The organism is Leptospira semungkisensis, from assembly GCF_004770055.1.
Taxonomy (GTDB): Bacteria; Spirochaetota; Leptospiria; order Leptospirales; family Leptospiraceae; genus Leptospira_B; species Leptospira_B semungkisensis.
In genome coordinates this window covers 1,244,311-1,265,369 of the sequence record NZ_RQEP01000005.1, presented here as the reverse complement: position 1 = coordinate 1,265,369, position 21,059 = coordinate 1,244,311, and the positions used below count along the sequence as shown (strand labels likewise).

Sequence of the window (21,059 nt, the reverse complement as noted above, 5' to 3'; positions counted from 1 at the left end):
ATGAGTATTGCCCAAGATAAAAAAGATACATTGATCAAAGTTTTAGGAGAAGACAGAGTCTTCTTCAAAGGGGAAGACAAGATGGACCAAGCCACCTTTCTTTCCTTTGGAACGGACAGGACAAAGGTTTATCCTCCTGATTATGAAATTTTAACATTCCCTAAAAACACCCAAGAAGTTTCTGAGATCGTCAAATTCGCATTTCAAAACGATCTGAAAGTTGTTCCTTCCGGAGGAAGAACAGGTTACGCAGGGGGAGCAGTTGCAAAAGCAGGAGAAATTGTGATCTCCCTTTCTAAAATGGACCAAGTCTTGGACTTCGATCCGTTCTTCGGTTCACTTACAGTGCAAGCAGGAATGATCACGAAAAATCTACACAAAGAAGCCGAAGAGAGAGGCTTTTACTTTCCTGTGGATTTTGCAGCAACAGGTTCTTCTCATATTGGCGGAAATATCGCAACAAACGCTGGCGGCGTTCGAGTGGTCCATTACGGACTGATCCGCCAATGGGTCTTAGGACTGAAAGTAGTCACTGGAACAGGAGAGGTCCTGGAATTCAATGGAGAGATCCTAAAGAATAATACCGGCTACGATCTAAAGCATCTATTTATCGGCTCAGAAGGAACCTTAGGGATCATCACCGAATGCACCCTAAAATTGACCAAAAAACCTTTGGACAATCGGATCTTATTTACTGCCGTTCCGGACTTTCCTTCTATATTAGAATTATTTAAAGAAACTCATAATATGACGGTTCCTATCTTGGCCTTCGAGTTTCTCACTCAATATTGCTTAGGAAAGGTAATGGATCATCTTCATGTGCCTGATCCATTCTCCGCTCCCAGTCCATATTATGTTTTAATGGAATTCGAGATCTCCGAGCCGGCAGACGAAGAAAAGCTATTCTCCTTCTTGGAAACCATTTTAGAAAAAGGATTCGTAAGCGACGGAAGCCTCGCCCAAAATTCCAGACAAGCAGAAACTTTCTGGAAATATAGAGAAGGGATTAGCGAATCCATTTCCATGGATTATACCGTACATAAGAACGATATCTCTCTTCCTCTAAGGAACATGAATCCGTTCTTGAACGATATGGAAGCATTGCTTTCTTCGAAATATCCTGGATTCGAGGTGGCTCTCTTCGGACATATCGGCGACGGAAATCTTCACCTGAATATAGTAAAGCCTCAGGGATTGTCGGATGCGGACTTCTTTTCTCAATGCAAGAAAGTCGATCCGTCCATGTTCGAACTATTACAAAAACATCATGGATCTATCAGTGCAGAACATGGGATCGGCCTCTTAAAAAAAGACTTCTTACATTACTCAAGATCTCAAGCAGAGATCGAGGTGATGCGAATGATCAAAAAGGCACTCGATCCCAAAAACATACTAAATCCAGGAAAGATCCTGCCTTAAGAATCTATGATTTCTTTTTTTGCGGATTCGTTTCGGATCGGTACAGTTCTGGCCTGGATTGCGCTCGCAGCATTACAGTATGACGAGCCTGATTCCAGGGTTTGGATCTTAACCTATCTAGTAGTAGGTCTTTTATTTTCAACAGAATGGTTCTTATTCTTTAGAGATACAGGAAGAAGGATCTTGATCGCAGGGCTTGGAAAGGCAATCGCAGCAGGATATTTTATCTGGGCGATGTACAATTATCTGGATGATCCCAGACCAAATCTAGATTCAAGGATCTTTCGAGAAAGCTTGGGACTGATTGTCTCCGCAATTTGGCTTTTTCTATTGCCCGTCTTTCAAAGGAGCAAAGCGACTTGAAGATCCGATTTATGGCCTGGATGGCTACTCAATTCCTAAGATTGATCTATTTTACGGTTCGTTGGGAAAGGATCGATCTTCCTGAAAATACAAAGCACTATCTTGAGGAAAGAAAAGGGTTTCTATTAGCGCTCTGGCATAATCAGATCCCGAATATTATAGATTTCACATATAAGTTTTATATTAAGCGTTATGATCGAAATGTAGCTCCAATGGCCTCTCAATCCAAGGACGGAGAATTGGTCACCAGAGTAATCGCTAATTTCGGAATGAAACCGAAAAGAGGTTCGAGTAGAAGGGGCGGAGCGACCGCTTTAAAAGCCTTAATTCAACATTCTAAAAGCGGAAACATAAGCTTAATCACACCCGATGGCCCGACCGGTCCAGTATACGAATTAAAACCAGGGATCATACAGCTCGCTTCCGTAACTGGCTATCCGATCATCTCTTATTGCGGAGTTTATACCAAATTCTGGATCGTTAATAGTTGGGATCGTGTCTTCGTTCCCAAGCCATTTTCTAAAGTGACCTTCTATGTCTCTGAACCCTTCTTCATTCCCAAATTAAAGGGAGAAGAAGATCTTGAAGTTTGGAGAAAGAAATTCGAAGCCTTTATGTTGGCTCAAGTAGGAGTAAGCGCAGAAGAAGCGGAGAATTTAAGAAAGGAAGTCCGAGAAGCCGCAGAGGCAAAGAGAAAAGCGAGAGAGAATTAAAACAAACCGGATTAAACCAGTTTCATTCTATAAAAACTCCAATGTACGATTAAAATCCTGGAGATAAGAGGGTAAAGAGCTTCTTCATAGCCGGAACTTTTGGTCGCGCCTAATTCTTCAAAAGCAGAAATCAATTCTCTCAGAATCTCTCTTTCTCCCGGATCCTCCACCTGATCCAAGTCGATGTCGGATAAGTTCTCATCTTCCGGAAATCTCAAGCCGTTCGATTCTAAAAGGATTTCTAAAAGTTTTTCTGCCTCGATAAAGACAGAGTCGGATGTTTTTTCACGGGATTCAGGACCGTCTAACAAAGAATAAATGCCGTCGGTCAGTTCTAAAATAAGTCCACCTAAAACCGAATCGTCTCCGTCCTCAAAGATTAGATTTACATTATCCAGTTTTTCACGAAGAAGAGAACGTACCTGGGTGAAAGACTCAGCTGCATATTGCATCTCTCCCTCGTCCATCGATTCTTCAAAGCCTTGCAACCAATCCGGTCCGGTTGGTTCAAAACCACCCCAGTCCGCCCATAAGGATTCGCAGGCAAGAAAAACCTGATCCGCAGTCGTTCCAACATGTTTGTAGGTGGAAATCACCACGGCGAGACGAGCAAGAGCTTCGGACCATTCCGTTTCTCTAATCCCCATCATACCGTATACCATACACTAATAACAAACCTGAGAAAGCAAGTTTCCCTCTTATTTCAGTGGGTTGACATTTTTATTCTCGAAAGAGTATCGTTTACTCTTTCGAACGACTAGAAACTAGTGTTTTCTGTTACAGGCAAATTATACCCTTTGGGTTAGTCGCTCATGGACCCGAAAATTTACGGACCAAATCGACTCTCGAGTTCACTTGCAGCTTTTTGAAAATACTTTTGATCTGGATGCGAACTGTACCTTCTTTCGTTCCGAAATGTTCTGCAATTTCCTTGGTCTTTGCACCATTTACGATCTGATGTAAGATCTCTCTTTCTCTAGGAGTAAGAGTTTCTGTTTCCTTTCGTAAAGGTTTTCTAAAGAAGGAGATGACCCTCGCGGCAAGTCCTGGAGAAAGAATGCCTCCTTCTTGCAGAACAATTTTAGTGACCTCGGTGATATCTTTCAGATCCTTTTTCAGAACGAATCCGATCGCTCCCGCCTGCATGGCTTGGAAGAGTGCGTCGTCCGAATCCACAGTGGATAGCATGACATACTTGGGTACATCTTCTAAGGCTCTCTGCTCTCTCAAGAAATCTATGCCTGATTTTCCTGGAAGAATAATGTCCAAGAATACCAAATCGAATTGCTTCGAACCTACTTTCGAGAATTCCTCCACGGAGGAGAAGATTTCAGCTTTATCCACCTCCTCCATTCCGATTAAAGAATCCGCACAAGACTTAGCGAATCCTAGATTATCCTCTACGATTGCGATTCGAACCTTATTCATTCAATTTTTCCGACCGATCGGCCCCTACTTAGCGGCAGTGTTAGCTCTCCTATATATATTCCTTTTTCAAAAGATTCAGACCATAAAGCCCCGATATTTTTCGCTCTTTGCAAAATTGTTTTCTTGCCCGAGCCTTCCTTTGCAGTCTTAAGATCGTACTTCGATCCCGTTCTAAGATAAATGCGAATGGAAGTTTCACTTCCGGTATCCATTCCCCAGATAGACTTATCCTTTCCATACTTCAAATCGTTCGAGCTGAGCTCGGTGATGATGCCTAGAAAGTCTTCTCTATCTTCTTCTGCCAGACCGAATATGGAATCTCCTTCTCTTTCAAATCCTATCTTTCTTTGAAAAAATTCATATCTCTTCAGAAGAATAACACGAAGAGCCATCCAAACATCTTCGCTTAACAATTTAGAGTCTTCCCAGAGGGAGATGCTAGTCCGGATCCCGAGAGAAATTTGTCCTACTAAGGATTCCAAATCTTTTGCAGAGCTTGCATTCCATTCGGAACTGTTTTGCAACTTCTCCGCGAATTTTCTCAGGTCCATGATCCTTGCACCTATATGATCATGAATATCCCTGAATACAGACTCTCTCTCCTGCCCTACTCTTTCTTGCAGAAGTCTAGACTTGCGAATGCTATCGTATCTATAATAGAACCACCAACGATTCAGTAGAATAGAGAATCCATTGATCGCAGTCATATCAGCGAACACTACCCAGATCCCTCTTTCTCTAAAATCTTCGGGAGAGATTATTGCAGCCCTTCCCAAATAATACGCAGTGGTCATGCTTACGAATGCAATGAATAGAGAAGGCTTTGCCGGCAAAAAGAATCCGATCAGAAGAAGAATGACTGGATTGAGGACCCACATCTCCGGTTCGCTAAAGCGAAACTCATTATCATGAAATTGGGTCTCCACTTCGATCAACATGATAGTGGCTAAGATAAGAATGATCCAAACTCTTTTGTTGAAAACAGAGATCTTAAGAAAACTCGCTCCTAATGCAAGACCGCAAAAGAGTACTGTAATCAGATCCAAGCTAAGTAATAAGGAATTATCTCTTAAGTATTCTAGGCTTGCTCCATGCAAACAGATCAAAGCTACGATAGAAAAGAAATATCTAGAAACCGCAATTCCCTGATCGAATACTTCCTCTTTAATAGAAAGGGAAGAAGAGGATTGTCTGGAGAATAATCCTGGCAATTTCATACGTAACCCGAAATCATTTCAGGGAAACGTAATCTGAAACCTCCTCTAGTCAATTGGATTTCAGAATAGAAGAATTCTGAAACTATTCTGACTTAAAACTGAAAATAATTTGGATCAGTTTTGCCAATATTAAAGCCAAGCGTTGATCTGTTCTGAAACTTCTTTGGGCTTTTCCATATGAAGTGCGTGTTTCACATTCTGGATCCAGACCAATTTGCTATGCGTTATGTAACTATGCAGTTTCTTCACCATAGGAGGATCTGTGATCGGATCTTCCGTCCCGGAGATGATCAACGTCTTTTGTTTCACTGCGGATAATTTCCGACCGATAAAAATCTGAGTCTCTCTATCCAAAGTATTTTCGGTCAGAAATTGATGTGCCTTATTATTCCATTGGCTGAGTAGAGCTTTCTTTGCCAACCAACCTAGCTCAGGGACATTTTCCTTGTATAAGGCAAAGAGCAATCTTTCGATCTCTTCCGACTTGGATGGAAAAAGAAGCTCCTTCATCTCATCTCTTTTTGGATGAGGAATTCCTCCAGGAGCGAGAAGGACGAGTCTTTTTACCCTCTTCTCCCAATTCGAATCCTGGATGGCGATCAACATAGCGATCAAACCTCCCATGGAATGACCACCTAACACCAATTCATTGAGATCCAATTTACGGATCGCATTGTAGAGTAGCTGAGAAAATAGATCCACCTGGTACAGGAATTTGACCGACGGAAGGGGGCTCAGACCAAAACCAGGAATATCCGGCATCAAAATGTCATAATCATTCCTAAGAAAGGGCGCCATCCTCCGGAAACCAGTTGCAGAATCCAGAAGTCCATGGATCAAAAGTAGGGATTTGCCTGAATTCGATACAGATCGTCTTCTCAAGAAGAAGATCTGATTGCCTCCCAGGTCCACAGTAAGAGGTTCGAAGCCTAATTCCTTTCTCATAAATGAGATTTTTTGCCTGGTATAATTCTTCAGAAAAAGTTCGTATAAAAAATCCATCGCTCGGGCTATGATCCGGTCTCGGCAGGAATCTAGCAAGGAATCCAAATCAATTTTGCGAGTCGAAGATCCGATATTAATTACAATATTCCATGGATACTCAGGAATTAGTTCTACTCTTAGAAAAGGCATTCTTTCCCGCGCAGGAAGGAATCCTAATCCTAGAACCGGGAACCTATCAGATCTTGGGAGGAAATCCTAAGGCAAATTCCATCTTAGGCTACAACAAGGACGAACTCAAAGGACTTTCCTTGAGCGGCCTTCTTTCCCGACCGGACAGCATAGGTGATCACAATACCGGAGCAGAAGAATTAGGGATTTCACTCCTCTGGAATTTAAGAAGGAAGGACGGGGTCCTTCTTCTCGCAGACTTTACGATCAACGCATTCTCAGACTCACCTAACTCGCCTTTGATCTTTCATATTTACCAGAGATCCGAGATCAGAGAGATAGAACTTAGACTTTATTATCTGCAAAGCATCCTGAGAACACTTCGCTTATTAAAATTGAACTTAAGATCTCTACGATTAAGTTCCGAAAGCACTCTCTTTCAGAAGATCTGCGATACTTTGAAAGAGAATCCTCACTACAGTTTGGTCTGGGGTTTTTATAGGCGGGAAGACGGCACGGATCAGGTACTCATCCAGTCCGATCTGGATACCAAATGGAGAAAGCCTCTCGAATCCGCGTGGGAAGAAAAGAAATTGGTCTCTCCGTTTGCGAGTCTATTGGACGGCTCAGAACAATTTCATATCTACGAATTCGGAACGAAGATCTATCCGGATTGGGAAGAAGCCATTATGGCCAAGGATTTCAAGAGATCCTTGAGTCTAATCATCCGAGAAGAAGGCAAGATCATCGGAGGAATACAGATCATCTCCAAAGAAAACATGGCCTTCGATTCGGGAGAGAATTATCTCTACTTCGAGATCGTAGAAGATCTACTGTCTTCTCTTCAATATCTAAGGATAGAAAAGCAAAGAAGAGAAACCGCAAAAATCCTGCAATTCCAAGGAGCCTTGTTGAACTCCTTAGAAGTTCCTCTTCTCTCCACAGATGACGAAGGATTCATCACTTACGTTAACAATAATATCAGTTCTCTATTAGGAATATCTAAAGAAGAAATCACAGGTGTCCAAGTAAGAGACCTTCTTAAATTGGATCCGGAGGCGATGGACACAATCCTTCTGGGCTCCAGAGCGGAAACAAGGATCACAATCCGAGGCAGACATGAAGTCCCCTTTCTTCTCGCATCTTCTTCTCTAAAAGATGACTACGGTAACAGAATCGGAACGATCTTATTACTTTTGGATATCACCGAGCAGAAGAAAAACGAAGAATTAATACGTGCTTCCGAAATGAAATTGCGGAACTTATTCGCTTCCATGAATAATGGAATCGTAATATTGGATCCGAATGGAAAAGTTCTGGAAGTAGCCCCTATTCTGAAGTTCTTCTTATTCCAATTCCTGAATGTAGAAGCGCAGGATGATTTTCCTAGATTATTCCCTGAAGAAGCGGATAAGGGAATCCGAGCCAAGCTAGACGAATGCATCAGAACCCAAAGAGCCACTTATTTCGATTTCTCCATGATACTCTTAGGCGAAGAAGAGAATTATTTTTCCATAAAGTTCCTTCCTCTGAAGAAATACCAGGACCTCCCAGTGGCTGCAATGTTGATTTTCTCCGACGTTACTCAAACTAAGATCCTGGACAGACAATTGTACGAGACTGCAAAATTTGCATCCATTGGAGAGATTGCGGCAGGAATCGCACACGAAGTAAACAATCCACTTCAGTCCAGCCTACTCTATTTAGAAGATCTAGTGGAGCATGAAGACCCGGATCCTATCGAAAGAAAGAAAGTCTACAAGAGAATAGAAGGCGCCGCATTACGTATTCGCGACCTGATCAAAGGACTCCTGGACTTGGGAAGAAGAGCACCCAGAAAAAAAGAACTCGTCTCTCCTTACTTCATTCTTCTGAGAGCTTGCGAACTGATAGAAGTCAGTTGCAAGAAAAACGGAATAGAACTCAAAAGAGTCGCAAATCCGGAACTTCCTCAGATCTCCGTTGCTTGGCAGGAGATAGAACAGGTGCTCATCAATTGTCTGGTGAACGCAGTAAACGCGATATCCGAAATGGAACATAAGCCAGCGAGCCCTTTGATACAAGTTTCTGCGCGAAAAGAATTATATTTGAACGGAGAAATGGTGAGTTTTACCATTCAAGATAACGGCCCAGGAATGAGCGCCGAAGTTGTAGAGAAGGCATTCTTACCTCTCTACACCACAAGAAGAACAAAACAAGGAACCGGACTCGGACTGACGATCTCGCAAAGGATTATCACTGATCACGGAGGCTCCATTCATTTAGAATCGAATCCAGGCCAAGGCACCAAGGTCACGGTTCGAGTTCCAGTAGGTAAGGTATGACGTATTCTCATTGCAGGACCGCATGACGACTCGGGGAAATCCCAATGTTCTTATTATAGACGACGAGGCAGAGATACGTACTGCCTTGGAAAGAGTCATTTCCAGAGAAGGATATCATGTTTTTCTCGCAGAAGATTTCGACTCGGCAATGAAGATAGTCAGGGACTTTCAAGTCGATATAGTGATTTCCGATATCCTGATGGGCGGAAAGGACGGGATCGAAGTTGCCAGAGAGATCAAAAAATATAATTCTAATATTCCAGTTATCTTAATTACCGGAAATCCTCAGCTTCATACCGCAGAAGAAGCTCTTAGAAACAGGGTTTTCGACTATATCTCCAAACCTGTGAGCCGACAGAATATTCTGACCGCTCTGGAAAATGCAAGACGAGAGAAGGAAGAGAGAGACCGCAAATCCAAACGGATCCTCAGAACAGTTCGCGAAAAATCCCATTTAGTCCAGCAATCCAGAGATTTAAATTATCGTAATAGTCTTATCTTAGAAACAACAGGTGACTGCGTCATTACTCTGGACGAGGATCTAACGATCAGAGGAGCAAACCAGGCAACCGTACGTAATTTCGGATACGAAGAAGCCGAAATCGTAGGTCATAAGATCACACTTCTGATCTCCGATGAGAACAAGGATCCTTATTTAGAAAGGATCTCTCACCTGATGAATCGAAAATCGGATCACCAGATTGCAAGGCTCCATAATGCTGAACTAGTCAGCAGGGACGGAGGAAAATTCAATTTCGATATTTCAGTATGTAGATATGAATTGAATGGAAAAACGTACTATACCGGAATCGCAAGAGATATCACTCAAAAGAATATCATCTCCGAAAAGCTGGTAGATGCAGAAAGAAGAGCATTCTTAACTACGATCGCCTCTAGCATAGGACACGAGATCAATAACGCTCTTACGGCTGTGCAAGGATTTATAGAAGTCGCGAGGCTTCCAGATGCGGACGAACCTATCAAGGATAAGGCAATCCAAGTTACTTGGAACCAGATCACAAAACTCAAGAACCTTACATTCAACTTATTGCAACTAGGAAAGCCAGGCGATTTAGGAAGAGATCGGGAGATCCTAGACCTAAACGATGTTGTAGAATCAGTGATCGAAGTGTTTCGCAAGACCTCTCGCTTGAAATACTGTGAGATAGTCTTTCAAAAGGCAAAAGAGAAAACATTCGTACATTCAAATGCCGATCAATTGAGCCTTCTGTTCTCTAATATATTCCTAAATTCGGCGGATGCTACCTCCAACAAGGGAAGGATCGAGATCTCTGTCTCGGAAAGAAATCGTCATCCTGTAGTTCATATCAAAGACGATGGAATCGGAATGACTCAGGAAGTACTTGTAAAGATCTTTCAACCCTACTTCACCACGAAGAAAACCGGACAAGGCACAGGCCTCGGAATGTTTGTCGCAAAGGAAATAGCAGACCATTTCGGAATACGTATCGAAATCGATTCAGAGCCGGAAAAAGGCACAGAATTCCGCTTGGTCTTTCCGGACAAATTGTAGAACTAGCCCATAAGTGGCTATGAATAACGTATTGGGAGAAGCAGACCTTCTCTTCTTAGCGGAGGGAGGAAGCTTCCCCGACAAAATAGAACTCTTAAATCCGGAAGCCTCCGCTCGAAGATACTATCGAATCCATTTCTTGGACAAACCAACAGAAATCCTATGCAAGGACCAAGTCTTTCAACATGACTTCGTAGAAGTAGGAAATTTCTTGGAGCATTATGGCTTCAAGGTTCCTAAGGTCCATAAGACAGATATACTCAATAAACTTATTTTACTCTCCGACGAAGGAGACAAGGATCTAAGCACAATACAAGACGATTCCGAATACAGGGATTATCTTGTTAAATGCATTCATATACTCATCTCTCTACAAAAGGTACATGCGGACCCTCCTGTTTCTGCAAGAGAATTCGATTACGAAAAGTTAAACTACGAGAACCAATTCACACTCTCTGCTTACCAAAGGTTTTCGGAACTATTCCGCACCAAGACTAAGCTCAGACCCGAAGTTATCTTCTTCTTAGAAGAAGCCTCCGGCTTTCTCGCAGAATACAAAGAAAAAGTATTTTGTCATAGAGACTTTCATTCCAGAAACATAATGCTTTCTCCAGAAGGAGAATTGACGCTGATCGATTTCCAGGATGCAAGAATGGGGACTCCGTTCTATGACCTGGCAAGCCTCCTCTATGATGCATACAGGCCTATTCCTTTTGCGATGAGACAAGGACTATTATTATTATTCCTAAAAGAGAACCAAGGTCGTTTTCATAGACCGAAAGAATGCTATTATCTGCAAGCCTTGCAGAGGTCCTACAAAGCATTGGGCTCATATTTCATGTTGGTCGCGGACAAGAAGCAGGACAAATACAGAAAAAGCGTATTGCAGTGCCTGGATAATCTGCTAGAGATCGTGCAAGTCGGTCTATTTCCGGACCAACTCTTCTTATTCTTTCATCTCTTAAAACAAGAATTACTCTCAAGCTCTCTCTTCTTGGAAAAATTAGAAGGATAGAATGACAAGAAAGGCCTTCTTTCCTTGTGCCGGTTTTGGAAAAAGAATGGGAGAATGGACTGCATCTCTCCCAAAACCTCTTTTAAAAATACATAATATTCCTCTAATATACTATTCCTTATTTCATGCCAAGACTTGGGGAGTGCAAGAAGGGATCGCAAATACACATTATTTGGGAGAAAAGATAGAGAAGACTCTTGGGAATTTTTCCGAATTCAAACTTCAATTCTCTCCTGAAAAACCGGAGATCCTCGGAACAGGAGGGGGAATACGCACCGGCATCGAAAGATACTGGAGCCTAAAAGATGAATTCTTAGTTTTAAATCCTGACTTCATTCTCTTTCCGGAGCCTTCCTTCTCTCCTTGGCCAAACGAAGAAGAAAAGAAGAATTTCGATTGTATCTTGTACCTAGGAGAAGTTCCGAAAGGTGCCGGCTATACGGGCCTCAGCCTAGCAAACGAAAGAGTCTATTTCGAACCGGGAGGCTATTTCTATTTAGGTCTTTCTTGGATGAAGGCAGAATCTCTTGCCGAGCTCGAACCGAATCGATCCTACGATCTCGCAGACCTATTCCGAAAACTTTCCAAACAGAATCGATTGGGAGGCAAAATCTTTCCAGGAACCTTCTTAGATCTCGGAGAAAAGGAATTCTACGAAGCAAATAAGGACAGGGATTTTTCGGACAGGCTTTCGGCTTCTTGGTTGGATTTTTCACGGGATAAAGAGAGCTAAAGGGCATTCAGATCCACAGATCTTTTATTTCTTCTTTTTAAGTCCGATTTCTTTCCTCAAAATCTTTCTACTTTTGAGCTAGACCGAAGTTCTAAGACATCCCTCGAGCGGAAAAATAGTTTCGATTCGTACACTCCAAAATAGAAACTGGGACCCTCTAACAGATATGCGCGATTTTAAAGTACTAGTCACGGAAGCCTCTAAGGGAGAAGAACCTGCCTTCAACGAACTGATGACCCGTTTCGAGAAATACGTCAGCAGCCAAGCTGCGAGACGGATCAGAGACCAGTCCAAGGCAGAAGACTTAAGTCAGGAAGTCTTCTTAGAAGCATGGAAGGTCCTGCCTTCTCTTAGGCAACCCGAAGCATTTCCCTTTCTCTTGAGAAGATTGGTGCTCAAGCACTCCGATCGGATCCTAAGAAAGAAAGATCTACTCGGAACAGAACTCAATCCGGAGATCACTAAGGCCGCGCCGCATTCCGGTGACAGTTGGAGAAAAGAAGTCCTCGACGCGTTAGACGAATTACCTTCGGAAGAAAAAGAATTATTGGATCTGAGATATTTCGACGGAATGAGCTACGAGCAAATCACCGAGAAGACAGGCATTCCCATCGGCAATCTAAAGAATCGTTTGAGAAGAAGCAGAGAGCTACTTCGTAGACAATTATTGAACAAGTCCGATCGGAAAGAATGGCTCGAGGTCCTCCATGGGCCTATGGCAATGGCATCCTAAAATGGAGACTCGAATGGAAGATACAGTAGCGGAAATTGCTCAATTGCCCGGCTTGCGTCTGGAAGACAATCATCTAAAAGAAAGAAAGGTTTTTCTCTGGGGACAGGTGGATGATAGCTCTTCCAAATACGTGGTAGAACGTCTATTATATCTTTCTAATATGGACCCAGAAAAAGACATTACTCTAGTGATTAATAGTCCTGGAGGAGCGAATACCGCAGGAATGGCGATCTTAGACACGATGGATCTGATTCCGAATGACGTAAAGACCGTCTGCATGGGACTCGCAGCGAGTTTCGGTGCGCTTCTTCTTTTATCAGGCACAAAAGGAAAACGATCCGCATTTCCTCATAGTAGGATCATGCTCCACCAACCTCATGTCCCGGGAAGATTCGAGGCACAGGCGACCGATATCGGCATCTTTGCATCTATGATCGAAAGAGATAAGAAAGAGATCAATCGAATCGTCTCCGTAAGAACTGGTCAGCCTCTTGAAATCGTAGAAAGAGATACGGATCGAGATCTTTGGTTAAACCCGTACGAGGCAAAAGAATACGGAGTGATCGATTTCGTCGCAGAGAACTGGGGTTAGATCCGAATCAGTTTCATCCGAGTTTAAATTGTAAATTCGATTTAACCGTAGGCCATTCTGATTGGATAATGCTGTACACCGCAGTATCTCTCAGAGTTCCGTTCTTGCTGATCCTATGATTTCTCAAGATGCCATCCAATTTGGCGCCTAGTCTTTCGATGGCTTTGCGGGATTGAGAATTAAAGAAATGGGTCCTAAACTCTACCGCAATGCAATCCACTACTTCGAAAGCATGCTGCAATAGTAATAATTTACACTCTGTGTTGATAAGAGTCTTCTGAACACTTTTACAGTACCAGGTCGCTCCTATCTCAAGCCTTCTCGCTTCCTTTTCAATATTCATAAAACGAGTAGAGCCCAAGACCTTGCCGTCCGATTTTCGGATCACTGCAAACGGAACAGAAGAATGCACCTTTTGTTCATCCAAGGCCTTCTGTATCCAAGATTGCATTTCTTCCGGCGGAGCAATATTTGTGAACCAAAGCTTCCAGAGCTCGCCATCTTTGACCGCTTCCGAAAGAGCTTCCGTATGCGCCAATTGCAAAGGAACTAACTCCACAAGATTTCCAGAAAGTGTAACTGGCTTTGGAGGATAATTCGGATCCAATATAATATTTCCTTTATGTATTTAAAACTACAGGGTCAAGACCAAAGATAACCTGAGAGACACCAGGCACATACATCTTGAGTAGAAGGGATTTCCTTAGCTCTATCAATCACATCCTCTGGCAAGGTTCTGAAGAAAATCCGATCATCCACAGTTCTTCCGCAGATAGTGCAAACGGAAAGCTTCCAAGGTTCGATGGTTTCTCCTTCCTTCTCTTTGTCGGAATGAAAACGAAAAGGCCTCAGATCCTCGCCATTCTCTATCTTCTCTCTTAAGGATTGATGTCCTGAATCAAATGGGATCTCCACTCTGAATACATGCTCCCCTTCCATAGTATCGAAGCGGAGAAGATTCGGATTCAGACCTATCTCTTGGAATTGCAAAAAGGAAAGAGCGATATCGATCTCACGCCCTTCCTCATCAAAAGGATAATCCTCGTAATATTCGGATAGATTGCTGTATGATTTTGCTCGGGACAAATACTCGGTTAGCTCTTCTTCCGATTCGGAAGTAATGACTGCTTTATTTGCAAGCTCGACAGTGATCCCGCTCGGACCGTGGAGTATTGTGGTCCTAAGAAAGAAACCTTCTTGCTTGAGTTTAGGTTTGAGACCGAGAGGATCCGAGAAATCCCAATCCTTTTCGAATTCGGCCTCTCTCTCCGTCAAGGATTCCGGGTCGGAAGGATCCCAGCCTTTCTCCTTATAGTAGGAGTTCCTACAATTTTCTCTATAAGTTCTTTCCAAGAGGGAATATAGGAGGCAAAGCCCGGGAGGAAGAATGTCCGTCTTCTTATAGAATTCTAAGCAGAAGCGGAGATAATTCTCTAGATTGGATTTATAGAATTCGGAGAGAACAACACCGTGAAGAACGATCTTCTTTCCGAGTTCAATCCCTCGCGAAAGACGATCCATTTTGCCTTGTTCCAATTCCATTCGCTAGGAGTCCTAAATCCCACAAAATATCGGGATCATTATAACCTCTGTCGCCTTTTTTTTACCTGAATGGAATCGAAAAAAAAACCGGCCCGCATTTTCAAGCGGAGGGCCCGAAGACACGGACCGGTTAAATTGGTGCTATATTGGATGGGAAAAAAATAACGAAAAGTCTCCTAAGTTCTGTTTTGTTTATATTTCTCTTTTTTCCAAAGCCGGAGCAAACGTAAGAGTACGCATACTGAGGTTCGGAGTTTACGGACCAAGGGCCCTAAGACTCGATTAGACTAGAGATGGAGGGGGTATATTCAACAGATGTTGAGATAATAGTTTTGTGTGTTGGAATTGAAACCTATCCTGACGGGAAGGATTTAATTCAGAGAGACCTGGTTTATGTATTCTCGAAGAATAAGCTAACCCGAGGAATAGTTCCGATACTTCGGAATCCTCTGCTGCTAGGCTGCTTAGCTTTTCGACATCGGTCTCTAGCCCTACGATACTTTGCGTAGTTAAAGGCTTCTTCCCGGGATAAGGGCTGGAGGATGGCCCGGAATGTAGGAAAAAGATAAGAGTAAATAATGCTAAGGAAGCCGAAACGATCCTCAGTTTTTTTCCTCTTTGAGCCATACTAACTTCTAATCCGAATCCCGAACAAAGGTCTGTCAAGCTTTTAGGAACTCCTTTCGAAGGAATTGTGGAAAAAAATTCCATCCAACGATTTCAGAAATTCCAAACTTATAAGCTTAGACCCCTTTCTTTTTTAAGGTTTCCCGTAAATTCTCGAAACCGGGTTTTCCCAGCAATGCGAACATATTTTTTTTGTAGGCCTCTACCCCAGGCTGATCGAAAGGATTTACCCCCAATACGTTTCCCGAGATCCCGCAGGCCAACTCGAAGAAATACATGAGCTGTCCCAGGCTTTTCGGCCCATTGTCCGAGAATAGTATTTCGAGACAGGGAACCTTTCCTTCGGAATGTGCCACTAAAGTGCCAAGCAATGCCTGCTCGTTCACCTCGCTCATCGTCTTCCCCGCCAAGAAATTAAGACCATCCAAGTCATCGGGATCCTTTGGAATTCGAATCTCTTCTTTGCTTTGCTTAGGATAAAGAACGGTTTCGAAAATATTCCTCTCCCCTTCTTGCAAATACTGACCCATAGAATGCAAATCCGTAGTCAGGTCAACCGAGGCGGGAAAGATCCCGAGTCCTTGCTTGCCCTCGCTCTCTCCGAAAAGCTGCTTCCACCATTCTGCAAGAGTATGAAGTGAAGGAGTATAACTTGCCATGACTTCCAGCTTCTTGCCGGAACGATAAAAACAATTTCGATAAGTCGCATACAGACAGGCAAGATTCGTTTCCGGAGAAGTGTCGCTCAATAATGCATCCGCTGCTTCTTGGAATCCTTCCCAAAAAGAAAAGATATCCACTCCTGCTGCGGCAATCGGAAATAATCCCACCGGAGTAAGGACAGAGTATCTTCCGCCCACGTTATCCGGTATCGTGAATGTTTCGAATCCCAGCTCTTTGGACATTTGCAAGAGAGCACCTTTGGATCCGTCAGTTGTCGCTACGATCCTTTCCTTCGCAGCATTGCCATATTTCTTCTTGGCAAGATCCCAGAGTAAACGCAATGCCAATGCAGGCTCGGTTGTTGTTCCTGATTTAGAGACTACGTTGACGGAGAATTCTCTTCCCTCTAAATACTTAAGAAGTTCGGAATGATAACGGGCATCTAATTGATGTCCTGCATAAATGATCTCCGGAGAACCGATCTTAGGAGAAGAAAAATAAGATTTCGAAGAATCGATGACTGCTCTGGCGCCTAGATAAGATCCACCGATCCCTACGACCACGACTGTTTCGGATTGAGCTCTGATCTTAGAAGCTACGGACTGTATCTTTTGAAGTTCGGCTTGGTTTTTGTTTTGGGGAAGACGGACCCATCCCAAAAATTCAGAGCCTGGTGAGGTCCCGTTCAAAAGTTTTTGTAAGGCAAGGCCGGATTCTTTTCCGATCGCCTCTTTCTGTTTCGGATCCACATACTCCGAAGCAAAGCGATCCTTTAATTCTAAAGCAAAGGCCATCGGCATTCTCCAAACCCGGACATCCGCGACAGATTACGGAGATTAGCCGGAATAGCAAGGAAAAACGCTGCTTTTCAAAAGTTACATTTTCCCAAAATCCCTTGTAAGTTTGGATCGAAAGTTTTTATTTTCCAGAATGACTCTGTCCGTAAAAGAGATCCTTGCACAAAGTTTAAGCCGAACATTTCAGGATCTTCCGGATCAATCCTCTCTTCGATTTTTTTCCGCTCCGGGAAGGATCAATATCATTGGTGAACATGTAGACTATGCAGGAGGCACTGTCTTTCCGGCTGCGATAGACTTCAGGGTTCATTTGGCAGCACGCAAGAATGGAAGAGATTACTTTAGAATCTATTCGCAAGACTTTCAATCCGAGTTGAATACCAACTCTTTGGAATATTCCGAAAAGGAAACCTGGGCCAACTATATTTTAGGAGTCGTCTCAGAGGCTCGCAAAAAAGGCCTCACCGTAGATGGGTTCGATCTAGCGTTTACGGGCAATATTCCCCAAGGAGCGGGACTTTCTTCTTCTGCGGCGGTAGAAGTGGGAACTGCGTATGCGCTTTCTCAAATTTTCTCCTGGGATCTTTCGAGAGAAGAGATCGCTCTTTTATCTCAATCTGCGGAGAATCATTTCGTAGGAGTGAATTGCGGGATCATGGACCAATTCGTGATCGCGACTGCGAAGCATTCTTCCTGTATTTCTTTAGATACCGCAAGTCTTGCGTATTCGTATCATTCTTTGGATCTTCCCGGCTTCGAATTCTATCTCATCGATTCTAAGGTTAAACATAATCTTAAAGAAAGCGAATACAATGATAGAAGAAGAGAAGTAGAGTCCGCCACGGAGAAATTCAAAAAGATCTCTCCGGAATTGCAAAACTTAAGCGATGCGGATTCTGAAAAGCTGAACTCGGTCGGATTAACCGAAATCGAGAGAAAAAGGGCAGAACATATCCTGGGGGAAAGATCCAGGGTTCGTAACGTTATCCGCTTCTTAGAAGCAAAGGATCCAATCGGACTTGGTCGGGAATTGTATCTATGCCACCAATCCCTTTCTGAAAAATTCGAAGTCTCCTGCGCAGAAACTGACTTTATAGTCAGGGAACTTTATTCCAGAAATGTGTTAGGGGCCAGAATGATCGGCGGTGGTTTCGGAGGTTGCATTCTCGTTTTAGATAAGGAAGGCAGATCCGAATCAGTATTCTCGGAGTTACAAAAAGAATATTTTAGCGCATTCGGTTTGGAAGCGAAGATCTATCGTTTTCGTATTTCAGAAGGAGTGCGAGAAGACACTTAAGAGATACAACAAACAAAGAAAAAACGGATAAAATCCTTGCAGAAACCGGAAGACATTCGATAGTCTTCGCATTCGGTCCGAACGGATCCATTGAAACTATGGCAGAAACTCCCTGGAATTTGGATAGCAATGAATTCGATCATGATGCTCCTGAACTAGGAGTTTTTTTAGATCCGAACAATATCCCAGCGGGACTTCCTCAGGACGCAGTCGTCGTCAAGATCACCGGAGAGATCAATTTATACTCCGCGCAGATCATGAAAGAAAGATTCTTTCATTTATTAGATAGAGGCTTCATTTATTTACTAGTCAATATGGAGAATGTTAAGTACATAGACTCCTCCGGATTAGGAGTTTTTATGGCGACCCATTCTAGATTGGTCAAGAGTGGCAAGGGCGGGATCGCGGTATTCTCTCCTTCTTCTCAAGTAAACAAGATCTTAGAACTCACCAAACTCAAGAGCCTGATTCGAGTCGGATCCACTTCTTTAGAAGCCTGGAAACTTTTAGCACCTTGATCCGTTTCGGATGAGATTCAGCAAAGAATTCACAAAACATCTAGATACTCTAGTTCATTGCAGGCTTTGTCCGAATATGCAAGGCAATCCAGTGCATGGAAGTGTTCCAGACGCAAAGATCATGAGCATTGGCCAGGCTCCCGGCATTCACGAAGAAAAATTCGGCAGACCATTTGCTTATACTGCTGGAAAGACTTTGTTCAAGTGGTTCGCATCCATCGGAATAGAAGAAGAGCTCTATCGTTCCAAGGTAAATATGTCAGCGGTTTGCAGATGCTTTCCGGGCAAGGCAAAAAGCGGGGACCGAAAGCCGGACGCAACAGAAGTGGAGAATTGTTCCCGTTATCTTAGATTCGAAGTAAGTTATAATAAGCCTGAGTTAGTGATTCCTATCGGTAAACTGGCCATAGACCAACTGATCGATAATAAGAAATATAAACTAGACGAAGTAATCGGAAAGAAATTCAAAAAAGAATATTACGGAGTGGAATTGGATTGGATCCCTCTTCCCCATCCTTCCGGATTGAACGTTTGGAATCATACTGCGGAAGGAAAAATTCTGATCGCAAAATCCTTGGATTTGATCCGAAAACATCCCACAGTAAAACGGGAATTATTAAATAAGAAAAATTAAGAAAGAAATTTGCTGCGTAAGGGAACGAGATCGAATCACATATACTTTCTAAAATAGAAAGGATATTCGGATTTTGTAATGAAAGATACCCTACTTAAACTAACTCTTTAGAGAAGACCACTTTTTAGGATTCACTCCGGTTTTCTTTTTGAATTCTCGAATGAAGTGAGCCTGATCATAATATCCTGATCCGTAAGCAAGCTCTGTGAGATTGCTCGTCTTTCCTAAATGCTCTAAGGCCTTTCTGAAACGAACCAAACTTGCAAATTCTTTCGGATTGACTCCAATCCTGGACTTGAACCCTCTTTCTAAAGTACTTTGGCTGACCCCAAGATCTTCTGCCAAAGAACGAATTCCTATCTCACCAAAGCTGGCTCTGATCCTTTGCATTGCTTCCGACAAATATGAATCTTGATCTTCTCTCAAGGATTTAGGTTTCCAGAATTTCTCGAAAACAAAAGAGGCATCTAGATCGGATACGTTCGCTTCTTCACAAGCTTCCATAAGTCGTGAAACTTCGGACTTGGTAAACAGGTCTTCTAAAGACAAGCTAGCATCCCGAATTTCGCTCATAGGAACTGCAATCCTTCTAGAAAGAAGTAAAGGAGAGATCTGGATAAGTAAGGATTTGGTATTCTGCAAGGAATGGAATTTTCTAGGCCCGGTCAGTATTCCTGTAATTCCGGCGATCCTCAGCGGGTCCGATCTTTCTCCTTCTACCCGATGGATCCTACCACGGACTTGGATCCCGATCACACAATTCTCTCCCGGGACCACTGTGTAGGTCTCGGAATTGATCCTTGTGTCCCAGAAAGCTTTCATAATATTTTTTGAATATAAACGGATCTTAAAAACGAAGAGGGTCCTTCCAAGACCACCATTTCATTTTTTCGGGCTCAGGATCTTTTGTGCCTGAAACATAAACAGCGCATCGGAACACATAGAGCATACAGCGGTCCACTTTTGTTCCTTGGTATTCGCAGATCTGCTCGTACAATTTTTCGGGATCCAACTTGGACAATTCCGCTTTGCTTCTGATCCCCAGATTCCAAAGATCGAGGGAGATACTTTTACCTACTCCAGGCAAGGTTTGGAATTCTTTCAAGACTAAGGATTGGTCCGAGCTCATGCGCTTTAGAATACGAAAGAAGCGGGAAAAAGCAAGCCCATCCCGCTCTTAGATCTATAATTTCAAGCAAAAGCTGCGAGCATTCCCTCGAATTGCTTTCTTCTTTCCTCCGGTAAATTTGGCAGAATGAATTTTGCCCAAAGACAGATATCTTCCTTATCTAAAGAGGCCATAATCTCCTTTTGATGAGCCTGTAGTTCCTCGTCCGTAAAATGCTCGTGGATCTTTGCCTGTGTTTCCGTTTCTTCTTCTCTCATGTGAAGAAAATACTGAGCCTGAAAGTCGATCAGATTTTCGTAAAATTCTTCTCCCATCCAAATCTCTTTTCCTTCTCCTAAGTGAGAGCTTGTCTTGATATTTCCTGCAAGAAGAGAGAGCTCCTGAATTTTCTTTTCCAATCTAGAATGTGTTTCTTTATCTCTCAAAGAAGAATTCGGAAGCTTTGTCTCCAAATGACGCAGGCTTACCGCTTCTTCATCCCTGGCATGGATCTCAAGAATACGGAATACTTCAGAACATAGAAGAAAGAATGTATCTACTTCTTCACGATTGGAGAAGTCAGTTCTTCCTGTTTCTTGTACTAATTCAGAAAGAGCATAACGAATGGCTCTATGTGGGATATCATATACTTTCCAGCGATTCTTTTGCATGGTTCACCTCTTACGTTT

22 protein-coding genes are annotated in these 21,059 nt (G+C 42.9%); 12 read left to right on the top strand and 10 right to left on the bottom strand.

The genetic code is table 11. The features are described 5' to 3' along the window. Genes EHO59_RS06010 through EHO59_RS06000 form a run of 3 tightly spaced genes read left to right on the top strand, consistent with a single transcriptional unit; the run spans window position 1 to window position 2,495 of the window. Complete coding sequence (locus EHO59_RS06010; protein WP_135585715.1) at window positions 1-1,419, top strand: FAD-binding oxidoreductase; 1,419 nt, start codon at window positions 1-3, stop codon at window positions 1,417-1,419. A 6-nt stretch (window positions 1,420-1,425) separates the two neighbouring features. Further along, window positions 1,426-1,782 carry a transmembrane 220 family protein gene (locus tag EHO59_RS06005; protein ID WP_135585713.1) on the top strand — a complete coding sequence of 119 codons (357 nt, stop codon included), beginning with the start codon at window positions 1,426-1,428 and terminating at the stop codon, window positions 1,780-1,782. Then, window positions 1,779-2,495 (top strand): lysophospholipid acyltransferase family protein, encoded by a 717-nt coding sequence (locus EHO59_RS06000; RefSeq protein WP_135585711.1) that lies wholly within the window; start codon window positions 1,779-1,781, stop codon window positions 2,493-2,495. The genes EHO59_RS06005 and EHO59_RS06000 overlap by 4 nt, the downstream gene beginning before the upstream one ends. Before the next feature lie 11 nt (window positions 2,496-2,506). On the opposite strand, the gene EHO59_RS05995 is transcribed toward EHO59_RS06000, so the two are convergent. From EHO59_RS05995 to EHO59_RS05980, 4 genes are all read right to left on the bottom strand, one after another. Beyond that, window positions 2,507-3,145: a hypothetical protein gene (locus EHO59_RS05995; protein ID WP_135586520.1), complete on the bottom strand. Its 639-nt coding sequence runs from the start codon at window positions 3,143-3,145 to the stop codon at window positions 2,507-2,509. Window positions 3,146-3,305: 160 nt separating this feature from the next. Then, entirely contained in the window at window positions 3,306-3,923 is a 618-nt protein-coding gene (locus EHO59_RS05990; RefSeq protein WP_135585709.1) for a response regulator transcription factor, read from the bottom strand. Continuing rightward, window positions 3,920-5,140, bottom strand: a complete 1,221-nt coding sequence (locus EHO59_RS05985; RefSeq protein WP_135585707.1) for a sensor histidine kinase — start codon at window positions 5,138-5,140, stop codon at window positions 3,920-3,922. The genes EHO59_RS05990 and EHO59_RS05985 overlap by 4 nt, the downstream gene beginning before the upstream one ends. Window positions 5,141-5,269: 129 nt before the next feature. Further along, window positions 5,270-6,142, bottom strand: coding sequence for an alpha/beta fold hydrolase (locus tag EHO59_RS05980; protein ID WP_135585705.1), 873 nt, complete (start codon window positions 6,140-6,142; stop codon window positions 5,270-5,272). A 92-nt stretch (window positions 6,143-6,234) separates the two neighbouring features. Here EHO59_RS05980 and EHO59_RS05975 point away from each other — a divergent pair, with 92 nt between their 5' ends. The 6 genes from EHO59_RS05975 to EHO59_RS05950 all read left to right on the top strand — a co-directional run bounded on the left by EHO59_RS05975 (window position 6,235) and on the right by EHO59_RS05950 (window position 13,184). After that, window positions 6,235-8,577, top strand: a complete 2,343-nt coding sequence (locus tag EHO59_RS05975; protein WP_135585703.1) for an ATP-binding protein — start codon at window positions 6,235-6,237, stop codon at window positions 8,575-8,577. A gap of 22 nt (window positions 8,578-8,599) precedes the next feature. Beyond that, window positions 8,600-10,111, top strand: coding sequence for a hybrid sensor histidine kinase/response regulator (locus EHO59_RS05970; RefSeq protein ID WP_135585701.1), 1,512 nt, complete (start codon window positions 8,600-8,602; stop codon window positions 10,109-10,111). A 19-nt stretch (window positions 10,112-10,130) separates the two neighbouring features. Beyond that, window positions 10,131-11,126 carry a phosphotransferase gene (locus EHO59_RS05965; RefSeq protein ID WP_135585699.1) on the top strand — a complete coding sequence of 332 codons (996 nt, stop codon included), beginning with the start codon at window positions 10,131-10,133 and terminating at the stop codon, window positions 11,124-11,126. Window position 11,127: 1 nt separating this feature from the next. Next, window positions 11,128-11,859 carry an NTP transferase domain-containing protein gene (locus EHO59_RS05960; protein WP_135585697.1) on the top strand — a complete coding sequence of 244 codons (732 nt, stop codon included), beginning with the start codon at window positions 11,128-11,130 and terminating at the stop codon, window positions 11,857-11,859. A gap of 166 nt (window positions 11,860-12,025) precedes the next feature. Further along, the gene (locus EHO59_RS05955; protein WP_135585695.1) at window positions 12,026-12,592 is read left to right on the top strand and encodes an RNA polymerase sigma factor; all 567 of its coding nucleotides are present in this window, start codon (window positions 12,026-12,028) and stop codon (window positions 12,590-12,592) included. A 13-nt stretch (window positions 12,593-12,605) separates the two neighbouring features. Continuing rightward, window positions 12,606-13,184 carry a ClpP family protease gene (locus tag EHO59_RS05950; protein WP_135585693.1) on the top strand — a complete coding sequence of 193 codons (579 nt, stop codon included), beginning with the start codon at window positions 12,606-12,608 and terminating at the stop codon, window positions 13,182-13,184. Between the two features lie 13 nt (window positions 13,185-13,197). On the opposite strand, the gene EHO59_RS05945 is transcribed toward EHO59_RS05950, so the two are convergent. The 3 genes from EHO59_RS05945 to EHO59_RS05930 form a co-directional block, all read right to left on the bottom strand. Next, the gene (locus tag EHO59_RS05945) at window positions 13,198-13,791 is read right to left on the bottom strand and encodes a GNAT family N-acetyltransferase (protein WP_135585691.1); all 594 of its coding nucleotides are present in this window, start codon (window positions 13,789-13,791) and stop codon (window positions 13,198-13,200) included. A 35-nt stretch (window positions 13,792-13,826) separates the two neighbouring features. Further along, a complete protein-coding gene (locus EHO59_RS05940; RefSeq protein ID WP_135585689.1) occupies window positions 13,827-14,726 on the bottom strand; it encodes a hypothetical protein in 900 nt (299 codons plus the stop codon). Between the two features lie 743 nt (window positions 14,727-15,469). Continuing rightward, window positions 15,470-16,810: a glucose-6-phosphate isomerase gene (locus EHO59_RS05930; protein ID WP_135585687.1), complete on the bottom strand. Its 1,341-nt coding sequence runs from the start codon at window positions 16,808-16,810 to the stop codon at window positions 15,470-15,472. 136 nt (window positions 16,811-16,946) lie between these two features. Between EHO59_RS05930 and galK the strand changes: the two genes are divergently transcribed. From galK to EHO59_RS05915, 3 genes are all read left to right on the top strand, one after another. Next, window positions 16,947-18,110 carry a galactokinase gene (galK, locus tag EHO59_RS05925; protein ID WP_135585685.1) on the top strand — a complete coding sequence of 388 codons (1,164 nt, stop codon included), beginning with the start codon at window positions 16,947-16,949 and terminating at the stop codon, window positions 18,108-18,110. Window positions 18,111-18,208: 98 nt separating this feature from the next. After that, window positions 18,209-18,628, top strand: coding sequence for an STAS domain-containing protein (locus EHO59_RS05920; RefSeq protein WP_135585683.1), 420 nt, complete (start codon window positions 18,209-18,211; stop codon window positions 18,626-18,628). Window positions 18,629-18,638: 10 nt separating this feature from the next. Beyond that, entirely contained in the window at window positions 18,639-19,262 is a 624-nt protein-coding gene (locus EHO59_RS05915; protein ID WP_135585681.1) for a uracil-DNA glycosylase family protein, read from the top strand. Window positions 19,263-19,361: 99 nt separating this feature from the next. On the opposite strand, the gene EHO59_RS05910 is transcribed toward EHO59_RS05915, so the two are convergent. The 3 genes from EHO59_RS05910 to EHO59_RS05900 form a co-directional block, all read right to left on the bottom strand. Next, the gene (locus EHO59_RS05910; RefSeq protein WP_135585679.1) at window positions 19,362-20,084 is read right to left on the bottom strand and encodes an AraC family transcriptional regulator; all 723 of its coding nucleotides are present in this window, start codon (window positions 20,082-20,084) and stop codon (window positions 19,362-19,364) included. A gap of 25 nt (window positions 20,085-20,109) precedes the next feature. Beyond that, window positions 20,110-20,391 (bottom strand): helix-hairpin-helix domain-containing protein, encoded by a 282-nt coding sequence (locus EHO59_RS05905; RefSeq protein WP_135585677.1) that lies wholly within the window; start codon window positions 20,389-20,391, stop codon window positions 20,110-20,112. A gap of 62 nt (window positions 20,392-20,453) precedes the next feature. Beyond that, window positions 20,454-21,041 (bottom strand): hemerythrin domain-containing protein, encoded by a 588-nt coding sequence (locus tag EHO59_RS05900; RefSeq protein ID WP_135585675.1) that lies wholly within the window; start codon window positions 21,039-21,041, stop codon window positions 20,454-20,456. Window positions 21,042-21,059: the final 18 nt, after the last annotated feature.

Coding starts and splice junctions, on each gene's coding strand:
- EHO59_RS06005 (WP_135585713.1), top strand. CDS start 1,426: ATGATTTCTTTTTTTGCGGATTCGTTTCGGATCGGTACAGTTCTGGCC.
- EHO59_RS05955 (WP_135585695.1), top strand. CDS start 12,026: ATGCGCGATTTTAAAGTACTAGTCACGGAAGCCTCTAAGGGAGAAGAA.
- EHO59_RS05930 (WP_135585687.1), bottom strand. CDS start 16,810: ATGGCCTTTGCTTTAGAATTAAAGGATCGCTTTGCTTCGGAGTATGTG.
- EHO59_RS05950 (WP_135585693.1), top strand. CDS start 12,606: ATGGAAGATACAGTAGCGGAAATTGCTCAATTGCCCGGCTTGCGTCTG.
- EHO59_RS05920 (WP_135585683.1), top strand. CDS start 18,209: ATGGCAGAAACTCCCTGGAATTTGGATAGCAATGAATTCGATCATGAT.
- EHO59_RS05970 (WP_135585701.1), top strand. CDS start 8,600: ATGACGACTCGGGGAAATCCCAATGTTCTTATTATAGACGACGAGGCA.
- EHO59_RS05995 (WP_135586520.1), bottom strand. CDS start 3,145: ATGATGGGGATTAGAGAAACGGAATGGTCCGAAGCTCTTGCTCGTCTC.
- EHO59_RS05965 (WP_135585699.1), top strand. CDS start 10,131: ATGAATAACGTATTGGGAGAAGCAGACCTTCTCTTCTTAGCGGAGGGA.
- EHO59_RS05900 (WP_135585675.1), bottom strand. CDS start 21,041: ATGCAAAAGAATCGCTGGAAAGTATATGATATCCCACATAGAGCCATT.
- EHO59_RS05985 (WP_135585707.1), bottom strand. CDS start 5,140: ATGAAATTGCCAGGATTATTCTCCAGACAATCCTCTTCTTCCCTTTCT.
- EHO59_RS06010 (WP_135585715.1), top strand. CDS start 1: ATGAGTATTGCCCAAGATAAAAAAGATACATTGATCAAAGTTTTAGGA.
- EHO59_RS05975 (WP_135585703.1), top strand. CDS start 6,235: ATGGATACTCAGGAATTAGTTCTACTCTTAGAAAAGGCATTCTTTCCC.
- EHO59_RS05980 (WP_135585705.1), bottom strand. CDS start 6,142: ATGGATTTTTTATACGAACTTTTTCTGAAGAATTATACCAGGCAAAAA.
- EHO59_RS05905 (WP_135585677.1), bottom strand. CDS start 20,391: ATGAGCTCGGACCAATCCTTAGTCTTGAAAGAATTCCAAACCTTGCCT.
- EHO59_RS05910 (WP_135585679.1), bottom strand. CDS start 20,084: ATGAAAGCTTTCTGGGACACAAGGATCAATTCCGAGACCTACACAGTG.
- EHO59_RS05940 (WP_135585689.1), bottom strand. CDS start 14,726: ATGGAATTGGAACAAGGCAAAATGGATCGTCTTTCGCGAGGGATTGAA.
- galK (WP_135585685.1), top strand. CDS start 16,947: ATGACTCTGTCCGTAAAAGAGATCCTTGCACAAAGTTTAAGCCGAACA.
- EHO59_RS05915 (WP_135585681.1), top strand. CDS start 18,639: ATGAGATTCAGCAAAGAATTCACAAAACATCTAGATACTCTAGTTCAT.
- EHO59_RS05960 (WP_135585697.1), top strand. CDS start 11,128: ATGACAAGAAAGGCCTTCTTTCCTTGTGCCGGTTTTGGAAAAAGAATG.
- EHO59_RS05990 (WP_135585709.1), bottom strand. CDS start 3,923: ATGAATAAGGTTCGAATCGCAATCGTAGAGGATAATCTAGGATTCGCT.